Below are 12,622 nucleotides of genomic sequence, written 5' to 3' on the forward strand. Positions count from 1 at the left end.
TCCGGCGAGTAGCCAACCTGAGTACAGCGCACCAAAAGTACTTATATACCGGCGCATGCACGCCCTGTTACCTTCGGAAAATCCGCAGGAACCATCCGGAAGCAAGGCACGACGGCGGCCGGCGCCGAAGTCCTTACGGCAGGGAAGCAGGGAAGCCATGGGGGCAGCAGACGGGCCAGCCGAGCAGTCCAGGCTGGCCGCTGAAAGGGTAGCCAAACTCAAGCGCCAGCTTGAGGGGAACGAGCGCCTTACGACTTCGTGGGATGAGGCCGGCGCCGGGGATGAAAAGGCAGTGGCGGACAAGCTGGACGAGCTGGTCCCCCGGGGGTGGTATGTGCTGCATGATGTTCACTGGCCCGGCCGGCCCAAAGCAAACCTGGACCATGTCCTGGTGGGGCCTGCCGGCGTCGTGGTGGTGAACCGCAAGAACTGGACCGGCGAGGTCCGCGTCTCGTCCGGAGTGCTGTGGCAGGGGCGCTATGCGCGGACCCAGGCCGTGGAGGGCGCCCTGGCGCAGTGCGCGGCCGTGGCCTCGGTAGTGGCTCCGCCGCACCGGAAACTCGTGCGCCCGCTGATTTGCATGGCGACGCAGCCGAACCTTTTCGGCGTGACCAACTCTGATGTCGCCGTTGCCGGCACCGAGCAGTTGCTCGCGGCCATCGAAGCCCTGCCGGCCGTGCTCGATGCAGAGGGGGTGGCGGGGCTGTATGAATACCTCGGCCGCGAACTCACGCGCGAACAGGAGCCGGGCATCACGGCGTTCCGGAACGTCCGGCCGGGCACAGTGGTCCGCCCTGCAGGAGGCCTTCCGCCCGGTGCACCCAGGGAGCACGTAAATCCGGCGGTCAACGGAACCGGTGCTGGAACCGCCGCCAACGGAAGGGACCGCAGCGGGAGCTACGCCAGGCATCCCTCGGGCCGCCACCTCGCCACGGAGGGTATTGCGCGGGGTGCGTCTCGGCGCGGCCGGAACGCCAGGGCCCGGCACCAGGGCAAAACCGGAGCCGGGGGCCTGGCGATGCTGGCGGCTTTCGCCGCTTTTGCCGTCTACGTGCTGCCGTACTGGGGGCGCTAGCCGCTGCCTGCCGCGGTAGGCTGGAATCGACGAATCCACGGGGGAAACAATGACCAACCAGCCTGCCCAGCACCCTGAACACCAGGGGTCCGATTTTCCGCGCTCCCCAAGGCAGGGAGACCAGTTCGGCAACCAGTACAGCGGCCAGCAGGCCGGCCAGCAGTATGGCGGGCAGTACGGGGAAAGCGGACCCTACGCCCCGAGCCCCTATGGCCAGCAGGCGAGCCCCTACGGCCGGCCGCCGAGCCCTTATGCCCCGGGCCCGTACGGCCAGCAGGCGTACTACGGGATGCCTGCCGAGCCGAAGACATTGAGCATCGCGAGCATGGTGTGCGGTATTGCCTCGGTGATCATGGGCTGGCTCTTGCTCCCGCAAATAGCTGCGATCATCACTGGGCACCTGGCACTCAAGCGGGAGCCGGCGGGCAAGGGCATGTCCATTGCCGGGCTGGTCCTGGGATACCTGTGCCTGCTGGGTTACGGCGCGTTCTGGCTGCTGGCTATCATTGGCCTCTCCATTGCCAGTTCCAGCAGTTCCAACTACACGTTCTAAACCGGGCTAAATAGTCCCTGACGCAGCCGGGTTGGGCGGGATGTTGTGGTTGAGGCGGAACATGTTGCCGGGATCGTAGCGGTCCTTGAGGGCCACAAGCCGTTGGTATTTCTCCGGTCCGTAGGCTGCACGCGCAGCGTCCGTTTCCTTTAGCCCTACCTCGGCGCCCAGGAAGTTGATGTACTCGCCATGCTCGGCGAACGGCTGCATGAGCCGGTACGCTTTCCGGGCAAAAGCGGTCAACCGTTCGTCCTCCGCCGGGTCCCGCCAGAATCCGTAAACGTTCAGCCAGTAGCGGGCAGCCCGGTTGGGGAAGGCCGTGGCGTCCCCGGGCACCCGTCCAAACGCTCCTTCCATGTGGTGGATGTCGATGCCGGTCCCCTCCCACGCCAGTTCGGACGCGAATCCAAGCAGGACATCCACGGCCTCCTCGTCCAGCCGGGAGAAGGACACGTTCTTCCAGTAGCCGCGGGAGCCTTTAGGGAACACGGAGTCCATGGCGCTCTGCCATTCCAGCCAGGACGTGGGTCCCACCTCCTGCTCGTCCGGCGGCGCGTCTGCCCTCAGCTGGTCCAGAAGTGCGAGGCCGCCCTGGTGGTCCTCGGCAACCCAGGCGAAGCCGATGATCATCCAGGGATCGCTGCCCATCCCGGACTCCGACGGGAACACGAGGAAGGACATGATCGGGTTCATCTCGTCAGGCAGGTCCCGGGTCCAGCGGGCAAAGGCGAGCAGGGCATCGCGCCAGTGGCCAGGCCGGTAGAACAGGTTGCCGCCCAGCGGGGACGCCGGCAGGGACCGGGCCCGGAAGGTAAAGGAGGAGGCCACGCCGAAGTTTCCGCCGCCGCCGCGCAGGCCCCAGAAAAGCTCCGGATTCTCCTGGCCGCTTGCGTGCAGGTGCTCGCCGGTGGCAGTGACGACGTCCACGGACTCCAGGTTGTCGAGGCTGAGGCCGTTGGACCTGGTCAGCCAGCCGACGCCACCGCCCAAAGTCAGCCCGGCAACCCCCGTGCCGCTGATCACTCCCAGCGGCACGGCCAGATTGTGAGGGGCGGTGGCCCGGTCCACATCGGCAAGGGTGGCCCCAGGTTGCACGGTCACAAGCCGGGTTTCCGCCTCCACCTGCACGCGCTTCAGGGCTCCCAGATCCAGCACCAGTCCGCCGTCGACGGTGCCGTGCCCTGCCACGTTGTGGCCGCCGCCCCGGACCGCTAGGGCCAGGCCGCTGCGCCGGACAGCATCGATCACGACGTCGATATCCGCAGTGCTTCCTGCCCGGACAATGGCGCGGGGCCGGAGATCCACCATCCCGTTCCATACCGCCCGCGCTTCATCGTAGGTGGGATCGGGGGGTTCGATCAGGGATCCTGCCAGCTTCCCGCGCAACCCGTGCAGCGCCTGCTGTATTTCCTGTTCCCGGTCAATGTTGTGAACTGTGGACACCGTCAGTGCTCCCGACGTGAAGGGCTGGAACCACCGGTATGGGAAAGATGTGAGGGGCGCCAGGCGCCCCGACGAACGGAGCTGCCGGGCGGGAGAGCACCGCCGGAGGTCCGTGCAGCGAGCATGTGTAAGTCCAGTGCCCAGAATTTTAAGTTCGTCACCTGGCCGGGTCAATAATCGTCCTGGCGCAAAAAGGTCCGGCAGGGAGGGTTGCCCCCGTGCCGGACCTGCCAACGGCTAGCGGCGCTGCCTGGTGCGCGTCCGGTGTGCACTGGCACGGAGCTGGAGAATCCGGGCGCCGCCCGCGGCGGCAACCAGCACCCCTCCGGTGACGCTGGCGATGAACAGCGCCATGCCCAGCGGGACCGCGCCTTCGAATCCCAGGAACTTCACCAGCACCAGCTCCTGGTTCTGCAGGATGAAGATGATCAGGAGGATCAGGAGCACCAGGGCGGCCACCACTGCTGCCCAAATGACCCCGGTGCGGGTGACGCGCCGCTCGGCGGCACCGCCGGACGGGCCCGCAGCAGGACCCCCTGCCGGTACTCCCTGGGCATCCGACGAATAGGAGGGGGCATTGCCGTAGCTGCCGCCAGCCCGATCGGCTGATGGCATTTCCGAGCCCTGCTCCGGCTGTCCGGCAGATGGGTAGTTTCCGGTACTCATGCTGATTCCCTTCGTAGGTGCGGACCGTCAGGTGCCAATACTAAGCATGCTTATATTTCCACCATAATGCGGGGAGTACTCCAGCACAACGCGCGGAAGGGCCTTCAGTGAAGACCCTTCCGTTGACTTTGCCGCAACAGCGTCAAACCCTCTCCGTGCTCCGCTCGGCGGAGGGGGTACGGGGCTTTGGCGTGCTGCGCCAGTTCGGGAAAGCCCAGAACGTGAAGTCCTGCGCCTTGACCGGCTTCTCCGGAGTTTCCACCGGAGTTTCCCGCTGTGCTTCGCGCTTGGGGTCAGCTTCTTTCCTGATGCCCCAGCCGAAGTCCTTGCTGGATGAGTAGCACATCACAGACCTCCTTACAGTGACTGCCCTTTAATCGTCCTCCGGTTTGGCGGCGGAGTCGACACCTTTGAGGCAGCTTTTGATTGGCATGGGCACGGGGCATGGGCATGCGGCATGCCCCGTGCGGCGGGCCCGCAGTGGCTGGAGCGGGACGACTAACTTCCCTTGGCCACGTCCTCCGCTTCCTGGGGGCGGTGGAACTCGCACGGCCCATGGTGCCGGAGGGGGAGGAGGCAGGTGCGCCCGGTGGGCAGATGGACCAGGCCGCACCGTCCCTTCTCCGCCAGGTCTTCCCGGACGTTGGCGTTGCTCAGGTCCCGCCGGGCATTGTCAGCCCGATGTGGTGCCTGGCCGGTGGTGGATGTGGAACTTCCAGCATTCATAGGGCAACTCCTCATTGAGCACTGGCCGCTTTCGAGGGTTCGGCAACGACGCACATCTATATTGCTCCCGCCGGATTACATGCACGTTAAGTCGGGGTTAGGCGGAGATCAACATTCCTTGGCTCCTCACGCGGGAATCAGTACCCCAACTGGTTGCCCACCCGCAGCAGCAGGGCTTCCGACCCCATGGGTCCCACCAGCTGGATGCCCATCGGCACCCCCTGCCCGGCGTGTCCGCCGGTCCAGTGGACCGGAAGGGTGATTGCCGGAAGGCCGCAGACGTTGACCATGGAGGACCACGGCGCGTATTCGCACTGCTTGCGGTAGTCGCCGTCGGCATCCCCTGGCCATTGGGCTGCCGGCCAGCGGTCAGCACCATGCATGGTGCCGGTGAACCAGCCAACCGGGCGCGGTGTCTGCGCCAGCGCCGGCATGAGCATCAGGTCCCATTGTGCGTACTGGGTCAGCGTGTCCTGCTGGAATGTGCGCAGGAAGGCGAGGGCTTCAAAAAGCTTGGCCGGGCTGCGCTGCTGTGCACGCCGCCGGAAGGTGCGGGTCAGCGGGGCCAGGAGAAGTTCGCGGTGCGGGTTGATCCGGGCGCTGCCCACCGGGGCAGTCCAGGCGGTGGTGAAGGCGTCCGGATACCTGTTGTCATAGCGGATGCCTGCTTCAGCAACGGCATGGCCCGCGTGTTCCAGCAGCTTCCGCCCCGCCTCGAGCGCCTCCAGCGCTTCCTGCTCAGGGCTGAATGGAAAAGTTCCGGACCACGGGCTGTCCAGCGTGACGCCGATACGAAGCTTTGGCGGTTCCTCCTTCAAGCCGGCGAGGTAGCCCCCCTCGCCTCCGCCGCGCCCGGGGCTGGCACTTTCGGGAACCGGCACCAAAGCGTCCATCATGAGTGCAGCGTCGGCCGAGGTCCTGGCGATTGGGCCTGCCACCACCAGCCGGGCCGGGTCGCCCAGGCTCTCACCGGCGGGAACCAGGCCACGCCCGGGCTTCAGTCCCACCAGGCCGCAGGCCGCTGCAGGAATCCGGATGGACCCGCCGCCGTCTGTTCCCGGCGCGAAGGGAAGCAGCCCGGCGGCGACGGCAGCGGCGGTGCCGCCGGAGGAGCCGCCTGAGCTCCTGCTCAGCGCGTATGGATTGCGCGACGGCGGCGCGATCCGGTTCTCGCTGTAGGCAGTCAGTCCGAATTCGGGAACCTGTGTTTTGCCCAGCGGGACCACGCCTCTTTCCCTGAGCAGGGCAGCCAGGGGTCCGTCGCTGAGCGCAGGTTTGTGGTCCAGTGCCGCGCTCCCGTGCGTTGTGACCACGCCAGCCACGTCAGTAAGGTCCTTGAATGCCAGGGGCATGCCGTGAAGCAATGGCAGTTCTTCTGCGGGGGCGTGGGGCCGCCGGCGGTCGGCGGCCCTGGCCTGCTCCATAGCCTGGTCCGCCGTAACGGTGATGAACGCCCCGAGCAGCGGATTCTGCTGCTCAATCCGGGCCAGGAAATGGGCCGCGGCCTCCGTTGCTGACACCTTACCTTGCCGCAGCTGGTCCTGCAGGGCCACGGCCGGCAGCTCATGGAGTTCAGTCAAGGGGCCACCCGGCCGTGCAGTGGCAGCACCGGTCCTGGAAGCTTCCGCCGACCCGGGCGGCGTGGGCAGCATAGTTTGGGGGCACAGTTTCCTCCTTGGATCATTCAGAAGCTTAACGTGGCCGGTTCCAAGGCTCCGGCGGCGGGTGAAGCACTAGGCTTAATGCCGACCCCCAATCCGCGAAGGCAGGAATCTCCATGAGCGATTTCGACAATGTTCCCGTCCACGACGTCCCCGACGATGCCGTCATTCTCGATGTGCGTGAGGACTACGAATGGGTGGCCGGCCACGCAGACGGCGCACTTCACATTCCCATGGACCAGATTCCGGCCCGCCTGGACGAACTTGACCCGGACGAGGACCTCTACGTCATCTGCCGTACCGGAGGGCGCTCCTTCCGTGTGGCACAGTGGCTCACCGGCCAGGGCTATACCGCCATCAATGTCGCCGGCGGGATGGATCAGTGGCTGGAAGCCGGCCGGCCGCTCGTTTCTGACAACGGCCTGAAGCCTATGGTGCTGTAGTGGCCACCCTGCCCACCTACGCTTTTCTCGGACCGGAGGGCACCTTCACTGAGGCAGCCTTGATGCAGTTGCCTGACGCCGGGCAGGCCAAGCGGGTTTCGGCGTCGAACGTCAATGCCGCCCTGGACCAGGTACGGGACGGCCTGGCGCACGCGGCGATGGTGCCGATGGAAAATTCCGTGGAAGGCGGGGTCACGGCCACCCTCGACGCAATCGCCGCAGGCCAGGAACTGCGCATTATCCATGAGGTCCTGGTGCCCATCAGCTTCGTTCTGGTGGCACGGCCCGGAGTGCGGTTGGAGGACGTCCGGCGGATATCCACGCATGGGCACGCCTGGGCGCAGTGCAGGATGTGGATGAACGCAAACATTCCTTCAGCAGAATATGTGCCGGGGTCGTCAACGGCCGCTGCGGCGATGGGGCTTCTGGAGGTTGGCTGCCATTACGACGCCGCCATTTGTGCTCCCCTGGTAGCCCAGGAGCAGCCCGGCCTGTCGGTGCTCGCGGAGAACATTGGCGACAACCCCGGAGCCGTGACCCGTTTTATCCTGGTCAGCCAACCCGGCGTCCTGCCGGCCCGTACCGGCGCTGACAAGACCACCGTGGTGGTCCCGCTTCCCGAAGACCGGCCCGGCGCGCTGATGGAGATCCTCGATCAGTTCGCCAGCCGCGGGGTGAACCTCAGCCGGATTGAGTCCCGGCCCACCGGACAGTATCTGGGCCACTACTTCTTCAGCATCGACGCCGAAGGGCATGCAGCCGACGAGCGGGTGGCCGACGCCTTGGCAGGACTGCACCGCATCAGTCCAGCCACGCGTTTCCTGGGTTCCTATCCACGGGCAGACAGGCAGGCCACTGTTGCTGAAGCGCACACCAGCGACCCTGCATTCCAGGCTGCCCGGGCCTGGGTTGAAGACATTCTCAGGCATGCATAAGCGGTGCTGAAACCGGTTGCAGCGCTTCGCCAAAAGCGTAGGTAAATGCCTCTGGAGGTACTTCCCCGGGCTGTGGACAATGCGTATGCTTGCCTGATCCACACGGGGATGGCCCCTACTGAAGGGAGCGCGTCATGACTACGAGCAGCACTGAAAACGATGGCCAGGGGATGATCGTCAACCCCCGGCCTACCGCGGACAACCAGGACTGGGACGGGGACGAGGCCGACCGGGCCGACCGCCTGCGCTTCGAAGAAGAGCAGGCGATGATCCGTGAGCAGTCCGAGGCCCACGCTGCGGCCAAGGCTGGGCAGGAGAACAAGGAATCCCGCCGCTGACGGCATTCCGCCCAGTTCCGGAAAAAGACTCCAGCAAGAACCGCTTCAATCCCTGACCCTCACCAGAAGCGACCTCGGGTCCACCTGGACGGTGAGTTTGGTTGCCTCGCCCGCTGTGTCGCCGTCCAGCTGGGTGGGCATGGGTTCCGGGCACTTGATGACGATTCTCCCCGACCGGTAAACGGTCATGATGGGCAGTTTCCCGCTGTGCTTGAACATGATCTTGACGTACATCAGCAGCCAGCCAAGGGCACTGCGGGGGCTCATCACCACCACGTCAAGCATGCCGTCGTCAATCATTGCCTGCGGTATGAAGTCGATACCACCGGGAACAAGGCCGCAGTTGGCAAAGAGCACGCTGCGGATGTTCCGGGCTTGCTCCACGCTGCCGTCCAGCGAAATCGAGACCTTTTTCCGGCGCCCCGGAAGGTGACGCATCCCGGCCTCGGTGTATGCCAGCCAGCCAACAACCTTCTTCAGGCCCGCATTCGTGTCCGCCAGGACCTCGGCGTCCATGCCGATGCCCGCGATCACCAGGAAGACATGCTCCGCCGAGTACCCGGTACGGGAGTTTTCGATCCCCATCCGCGCCGTGTCTATGTAGCGCTGCCGGCCAAAAAGCGCGGTGTTCACATTCGCGTGCAGGTCGGCGACCTCAAGCTCCAGGTTCCGGGCCAGGAGATTGCCGGTGCCCAGCGGAATAAGGCCCATGGCCACGTCCGTATGCGCGAGGGACTCTGCCACCACACGCACCGTCCCATCACCGCCACCCACGAGGACGACGTCGGGCTTGTGCGCCAGGGCGGCACGCACCTGTGAATAGCCCGGATCATCCGCCGTTGTCTCGAAAAAGACCGGGTTCTCCCAGCCTGCAGCAAGGCAGCCCCGCTGAATTTTGGCCCTCGCCTCTTCCGAGCGCGCCTTGATCGGGTTCAGGACCACCGCCACGCGCTGCCGGCTTAACCCCGAATCCTGCGCTTCCCCGCCCACAGCACTGCGCACGTGCAGGGCCTTGAGCCTGCGCACGCCCCACCAGCTGGAGACGGCAAACGCTAGGGCCACCCCGATCAGCAGGTACAGGATCCAGTCGCTCATGGTGCTTCAACAGTAGCCCTGCGGAAGCCTGAGGATTCGGCACGGCCGCTGCCGCCCGCCGTCGTGCGCGGTATTGGATACCCTTGTCTGGTGATCGACGTAAAAGACCTCAGCGAAAACCCGGACAAATACCGTGCCAGCCAGCGCGCCCGCCGCGCGGATGAATCAGTGGTGGACGCGATCATCTCCGCGGATTCCGCCCGCCGGGCGGCCCTGATCCGCTTCGAGAACCTCCGTGCCGAGCAGAACGCCTTCGGCAAGAAGGTGGCGCAGGCCAAGGGTGACGAGAAGAAGGCCCTGCTGGCCGAGGTCAAGGAACTGGCCAATTCGGTCAAGGCTGCTTCCGCGGAAGCCGATGCTGCACAGACAAAGCAGGAAGAACTGCTGCGCACCATTCCCAACCTTATCGAGGACGGCGTCCCGGAGGGCGGCGAGGACGACTACGTGGTGGTCAAGACCGTCGGCACGCCGCGCGAGTTTCCGGACTTTGAGCCGAAGGACCACCTGGAAATCGGCGAGCTGATCGGTGCCATCGACATGGAGCGCGGCGCCAAGGTGTCCGGCGCACGCTTCTACTTCCTCCGCGGCGTGGGTGCCCGGCTGGAAATGGCGCTGCTGCAGATGGCCATGGACCAGGCCATCGAGGCCGGCTTCATCCCGATGATCACCCCCACCCTGGTGCGTCCCGAGACCATGCAGGGCACGGGCTTCGACGTAAAGCACGACGCCGAGATTTACCGTCTCGCCGAAGACGACCTTTACCTGGTGGGCACCTCCGAGGTGGCCCTCGCGGGTTACCACGCTGACGAGATTTTGGACTTCTCCAAGGGCCCCGTCCGCTACGCCGGCCAGAGCTCCTGCTACCGGCGTGAAGCAGGTTCGCACGGCAAGGACACCCGCGGCATCATCCGGGTGCACCAGTTCAACAAGGTGGAGATGTTCATCTACACCACGGTTGAGGAGGCCGCCGCCGAGCACCAGCGCCTGCTGGCGTGGGAAGAGGAGATGCTGGCCAAGTGCGAGCTGCCATACCGGGTGATTGACACCGCCGCGGGCGACCTCGGCACGTCCGCAGCCCGCAAGTACGACTGTGAAGCCTGGGTTCCCACCCAGGGCGCCTACCGTGAGCTGACTTCCACCTCCAACTGCACCACCTTCCAGGCCCGCCGCCTGAACATCCGTGAGCGCGTGGTCAATGCGGAGGGCATTGCCAAGGGCACCCGGGCGGTCGCCACCCTGAATGGAACCCTGGCCACCACCCGCTGGATCGTTGCGCTGCTCGAGCACCACCAGAACGCGGACGGCTCGGTCAACGTGCCGAAGGCCCTGCAGAAGTACTTGGGCGGACTCGAGGTCCTCCGGGTCCTCTAGCTCCCGCCGGGAGGCCAGGTGCGCGTTAATGCGGTGTTCAACAAATGTGTGGCGTGAATCCTAGCGCGGATCAGTTACGTCTGGTTCACTGTGTGGATGACAACGCTGACTGAAACCCCAGTCGCCGGCAACGATGACCGGCGAGACAACGAAACCAACAACGTAAACCAGAAGCTGATGATCGCACTGGACGTGGACGGCACGCTGGTGAACCACGACGGCCACATGTCCCAGGGCGTCAGGGAATCCGCGCAGGCGGTGGTCGCTGCCGGCCACGAGGTCATGATCGCCACGGGCCGTTCCCTCAACGCTACGCTGCCCATCATCGAAAAGATCGGGATTGAGCGGGGCTACGCCGTCTGCTGCAACGGCGGCGTAACCCTTCGGCTGCATCCCGAGCTGGACGGCGGCTACGAAGTCATCCACAAGGCCACGTTCGATCCCGGACCCGCCCTACGCGCACTGCGTGAGCGGCTTCCTTCGGCGAAGTATGCGCTGGAGGACGCCGACGGCAATTTCCTTTCCACCGAGCGCTTCCAGGATCCCAGCTTTGGCGTCGAGGCCGTGGGCGTGGATTTCCATACCATGCTTGAGGCAACGGCCGTTCGCGTGGTCGTGTTCAGCACCGAGAACACGTCGGAAGACTTCACTGAGGCGATTGAGCACGTGGGCCTTGCCGGCGTCACCTACTCCGTGGGCTGGACGGCATGGCTGGACATCGCAGCGGCGGGCGTGACCAAGGCCAGCGCCCTGGAGAACCTCAGGACCAGGCTGGGCATCGAGCAGCACCTGACGGTGGCCATCGGCGACGGCCGCAATGACATCGAGATGCTCAGCTGGGCCGGACGCGGGGTGGCTATGGGCCAGGCGCCGGAGGAAGTCATCGCCGCAGCGGATGAGGTCACCCACTCGGTGTTCGACGACGGCGCCGCCCACGTGCTGCGCAGTCTGCTCTAAGCAGTACAAGGCAGAATAGACAGCATGACTCTCACGACCTTTGCCCTGATCCGCCACGGCCAGACAGACTGGAACGCCCAGCGCCGGCTCCAGGGATCCACAGACATCCCCCTGAACGAGGTGGGCCGCGGCCAGGCGCGGGATGCCGTCGCCGTTCTTTCCGCCTACGAATGGGACGCCATTGTCTCGTCGCCGCTGAGCCGGGCCGCCGAGACCGCCGACCTGATCGCCGCGGGCCTTGGACTCAGTGACGTCCGCCGGGTTCCGGAGCTGACCGAGCGCAGTTTCGGGCCAGCTGAGGGGATGCAGGCGGGGCCAGAGCTTGATGCACTGCGCATTCCGGGAGGTTTTCGCGGTGCCGAGAGCGAGGACCAGGCAGCAGACCGTGGACTGGCAGCGCTGGAGGCACTTGCCGAGGAGTTCCGCGGACGGCGCCTCCTCGTCGTCGCGCACGGGACGCTCCTGCGCGTAACCCTCAGCCGCGCCGTGGGCAGCACCCTCACAAGCATTGACAACGCGGTGCTCAATTTGGCGCACCACCACGCCATCGACGGCTGGCAGCTCGAGTACTTCAACGGCGAGCCGGTGATGGCGGCCACCCAGAGCTGAACAACCAGGCTTGAAAAACCAAAGCTGAACGGCTAAATACCCGGGCTGAGCTCAGGCAGCAGCCGCTACCGCACCTCGAGAATCAGCGCCAAAAGCCGGGCTGCCGCCGGCCGGGCCGCATGTTCCTCGTTCCACTGGGACCGCGCAACCGCCTTGCTGACGGCCTGCGTGGTGATGCCCAGCTCCTGCGCCACGGCTTTCTGCTGCCCGCGGACGCCGGGGGTCAGCAGGTCAAGCACCCGCCATTCGGCATCGGAACGGTCGCGGACAATGTGGCCCAGCAGCCGGAGCACCGCTTCCGCGTCGTGGGCAGCGTCAGCCAGCGGACCCTCCACGGCGACAGGAATCCGCTCCTTGCTGTTCCGCAGCCGGTCCACGGCACGGCGCGCGTACACCAGCCCGTGGCCGGAGGCGTCCTTGATCTGGTTGGGCAACGGCTCGTTGACCGGCCCCACGCCAATCCCCACGTACCAGGACCCGCACCGGAGTCCGATCAGCGCAGCCTCCACGGCCTGGTGCGGGACGTCCACAATGCCCTGGACCTCGTCTTCCACGGACCGGTCGAAGTCCAGGCGCGCAGGGATGTGCCGCAGGTCTTTCAGCAGCTGCGGCACCCGGTCGCCGTCGCGCCGGCTGTCCGTCTGGTTGATGGTCAAGGTGAACATTGATCCAAAGACTACCCGCAGGTAGCTGACTGCGGGCAAGCGGGGTTGCCTCCGGCTGGCCCATCTGATGCGATGGGGGAACGGC

At 65.7% G+C, this 12,622-nt stretch carries 15 protein-coding genes; 8 read left to right on the forward strand and 7 right to left on the reverse strand.

All coding sequences use genetic code 11. From position 1 onward, the window contains the following. Nucleotides 1-157 precede the first annotated feature (157 nt). Nucleotides 158-1,075: a nuclease-related domain-containing protein gene (locus FDW81_RS02095; RefSeq protein WP_138132471.1), complete on the forward strand. Its 918-nt coding sequence runs from the start codon at nt 158-160 to the stop codon at nt 1,073-1,075. 49 nt (nt 1,076-1,124) lie between these two features. Then, a complete protein-coding gene (locus FDW81_RS02100) occupies nt 1,125-1,628 on the forward strand; it encodes a DUF4190 domain-containing protein (RefSeq protein ID WP_138132472.1) in 504 nt (167 codons plus the stop codon). Between the two features lie 6 nt (nt 1,629-1,634). On the opposite strand, the gene FDW81_RS02105 is transcribed toward FDW81_RS02100, so the two are convergent. From FDW81_RS02105 to FDW81_RS02125, 5 genes are all read right to left on the reverse strand, one after another. Further along, nucleotides 1,635-3,071 carry an FAD-binding oxidoreductase gene (locus FDW81_RS02105; RefSeq protein ID WP_138132473.1) on the reverse strand — a complete coding sequence of 479 codons (1,437 nt, stop codon included), beginning with the start codon at nt 3,069-3,071 and terminating at the stop codon, nt 1,635-1,637. A 237-nt stretch (nt 3,072-3,308) separates the two neighbouring features. Further along, the gene (locus FDW81_RS02110; RefSeq protein WP_138132474.1) at nt 3,309-3,737 is read right to left on the reverse strand and encodes a lipopolysaccharide assembly LapA domain-containing protein; all 429 of its coding nucleotides are present in this window, start codon (nt 3,735-3,737) and stop codon (nt 3,309-3,311) included. A gap of 142 nt (nt 3,738-3,879) precedes the next feature. Beyond that, on the reverse strand, nt 3,880-4,083 hold the full coding sequence (locus FDW81_RS02115) for a hypothetical protein (RefSeq protein ID WP_138132475.1): 204 nt from the start codon (nt 4,081-4,083) through the stop codon (nt 3,880-3,882). A gap of 152 nt (nt 4,084-4,235) precedes the next feature. Further along, nucleotides 4,236-4,463, reverse strand: a complete 228-nt coding sequence (locus FDW81_RS02120; protein WP_138132476.1) for a hypothetical protein — start codon at nt 4,461-4,463, stop codon at nt 4,236-4,238. Nucleotides 4,464-4,600: 137 nt separating this feature from the next. Beyond that, a complete protein-coding gene (locus FDW81_RS02125) occupies nt 4,601-6,043 on the reverse strand; it encodes an amidase (protein WP_138132477.1) in 1,443 nt (480 codons plus the stop codon). 197 nt (nt 6,044-6,240) lie between these two features. Between FDW81_RS02125 and FDW81_RS02130 the strand changes: the two genes are divergently transcribed. The 3 genes from FDW81_RS02130 (at nt 6,241) to FDW81_RS02140 (ending at nt 7,840) form a co-directional block, all read left to right on the forward strand. Beyond that, nucleotides 6,241-6,567, forward strand: a complete 327-nt coding sequence (locus FDW81_RS02130) for a rhodanese-like domain-containing protein (protein WP_138132478.1) — start codon at nt 6,241-6,243, stop codon at nt 6,565-6,567. 62 nt (nt 6,568-6,629) lie between these two features. Next, nucleotides 6,630-7,502, forward strand: coding sequence for a prephenate dehydratase (gene pheA / locus FDW81_RS02135; RefSeq protein WP_240719874.1), 873 nt, complete (start codon nt 6,630-6,632; stop codon nt 7,500-7,502). Between the two features lie 134 nt (nt 7,503-7,636). Continuing rightward, on the forward strand, nt 7,637-7,840 hold the full coding sequence (locus FDW81_RS02140) for a hypothetical protein (RefSeq protein ID WP_138132479.1): 204 nt from the start codon (nt 7,637-7,639) through the stop codon (nt 7,838-7,840). 45 nt (nt 7,841-7,885) lie between these two features. On the opposite strand, the gene FDW81_RS02145 is transcribed toward FDW81_RS02140, so the two are convergent. After that, nucleotides 7,886-8,935, reverse strand: coding sequence for a diacylglycerol kinase family protein (locus FDW81_RS02145; RefSeq protein ID WP_138132480.1), 1,050 nt, complete (start codon nt 8,933-8,935; stop codon nt 7,886-7,888). A 90-nt stretch (nt 8,936-9,025) separates the two neighbouring features. Between FDW81_RS02145 and serS the strand changes: the two genes are divergently transcribed. The 3 genes from serS to FDW81_RS02160 all read left to right on the forward strand — a co-directional run bounded on the left by serS (nt 9,026) and on the right by FDW81_RS02160 (nt 11,872). Continuing rightward, on the forward strand, nt 9,026-10,306 hold the full coding sequence (serS, locus tag FDW81_RS02150) for a serine--tRNA ligase (RefSeq protein ID WP_138132481.1): 1,281 nt from the start codon (nt 9,026-9,028) through the stop codon (nt 10,304-10,306). A 96-nt stretch (nt 10,307-10,402) separates the two neighbouring features. Then, nucleotides 10,403-11,263, forward strand: a complete 861-nt coding sequence (locus tag FDW81_RS02155; RefSeq protein ID WP_138132482.1) for an HAD family hydrolase — start codon at nt 10,403-10,405, stop codon at nt 11,261-11,263. Nucleotides 11,264-11,287: 24 nt separating this feature from the next. Then, a complete protein-coding gene (locus FDW81_RS02160) occupies nt 11,288-11,872 on the forward strand; it encodes a histidine phosphatase family protein (protein ID WP_138132483.1) in 585 nt (194 codons plus the stop codon). Nucleotides 11,873-11,937: 65 nt separating this feature from the next. Here FDW81_RS02160 and FDW81_RS02165 read toward each other — a convergent pair whose 3' ends face one another. After that, nucleotides 11,938-12,537: a hypothetical protein gene (locus FDW81_RS02165; RefSeq protein ID WP_138132632.1), complete on the reverse strand. Its 600-nt coding sequence runs from the start codon at nt 12,535-12,537 to the stop codon at nt 11,938-11,940. Nucleotides 12,538-12,622 lie beyond the last annotated feature (85 nt).

The organism is Pseudarthrobacter sp. NamB4 (assembly GCF_005796185.1).
GTDB lineage: Bacteria > Actinomycetota > Actinomycetes > Actinomycetales > Micrococcaceae > Arthrobacter.

Coding starts and splice junctions, on each gene's coding strand:
- FDW81_RS02095 (WP_138132471.1), top strand. CDS start 158: ATGGGGGCAGCAGACGGGCCAGCCGAGCAGTCCAGGCTGGCCGCTGAA.
- FDW81_RS02100 (WP_138132472.1), top strand. CDS start 1,125: ATGACCAACCAGCCTGCCCAGCACCCTGAACACCAGGGGTCCGATTTT.
- FDW81_RS02110 (WP_138132474.1), bottom strand. CDS start 3,737: ATGAGTACCGGAAACTACCCATCTGCCGGACAGCCGGAGCAGGGCTCG.
- FDW81_RS02115 (WP_138132475.1), bottom strand. CDS start 4,083: ATGTGCTACTCATCCAGCAAGGACTTCGGCTGGGGCATCAGGAAAGAA.
- FDW81_RS02120 (WP_138132476.1), bottom strand. CDS start 4,463: ATGAATGCTGGAAGTTCCACATCCACCACCGGCCAGGCACCACATCGG.
- FDW81_RS02130 (WP_138132478.1), top strand. CDS start 6,241: ATGAGCGATTTCGACAATGTTCCCGTCCACGACGTCCCCGACGATGCC.
- pheA (WP_240719874.1), top strand. CDS start 6,630: ATGCAGTTGCCTGACGCCGGGCAGGCCAAGCGGGTTTCGGCGTCGAAC.
- FDW81_RS02140 (WP_138132479.1), top strand. CDS start 7,637: ATGACTACGAGCAGCACTGAAAACGATGGCCAGGGGATGATCGTCAAC.
- FDW81_RS02145 (WP_138132480.1), bottom strand. CDS start 8,935: ATGAGCGACTGGATCCTGTACCTGCTGATCGGGGTGGCCCTAGCGTTT.
- FDW81_RS02155 (WP_138132482.1), top strand. CDS start 10,403: ATGACAACGCTGACTGAAACCCCAGTCGCCGGCAACGATGACCGGCGA.
- FDW81_RS02160 (WP_138132483.1), top strand. CDS start 11,288: ATGACTCTCACGACCTTTGCCCTGATCCGCCACGGCCAGACAGACTGG.
- FDW81_RS02165 (WP_138132632.1), bottom strand. CDS start 12,537: ATGTTCACCTTGACCATCAACCAGACGGACAGCCGGCGCGACGGCGAC.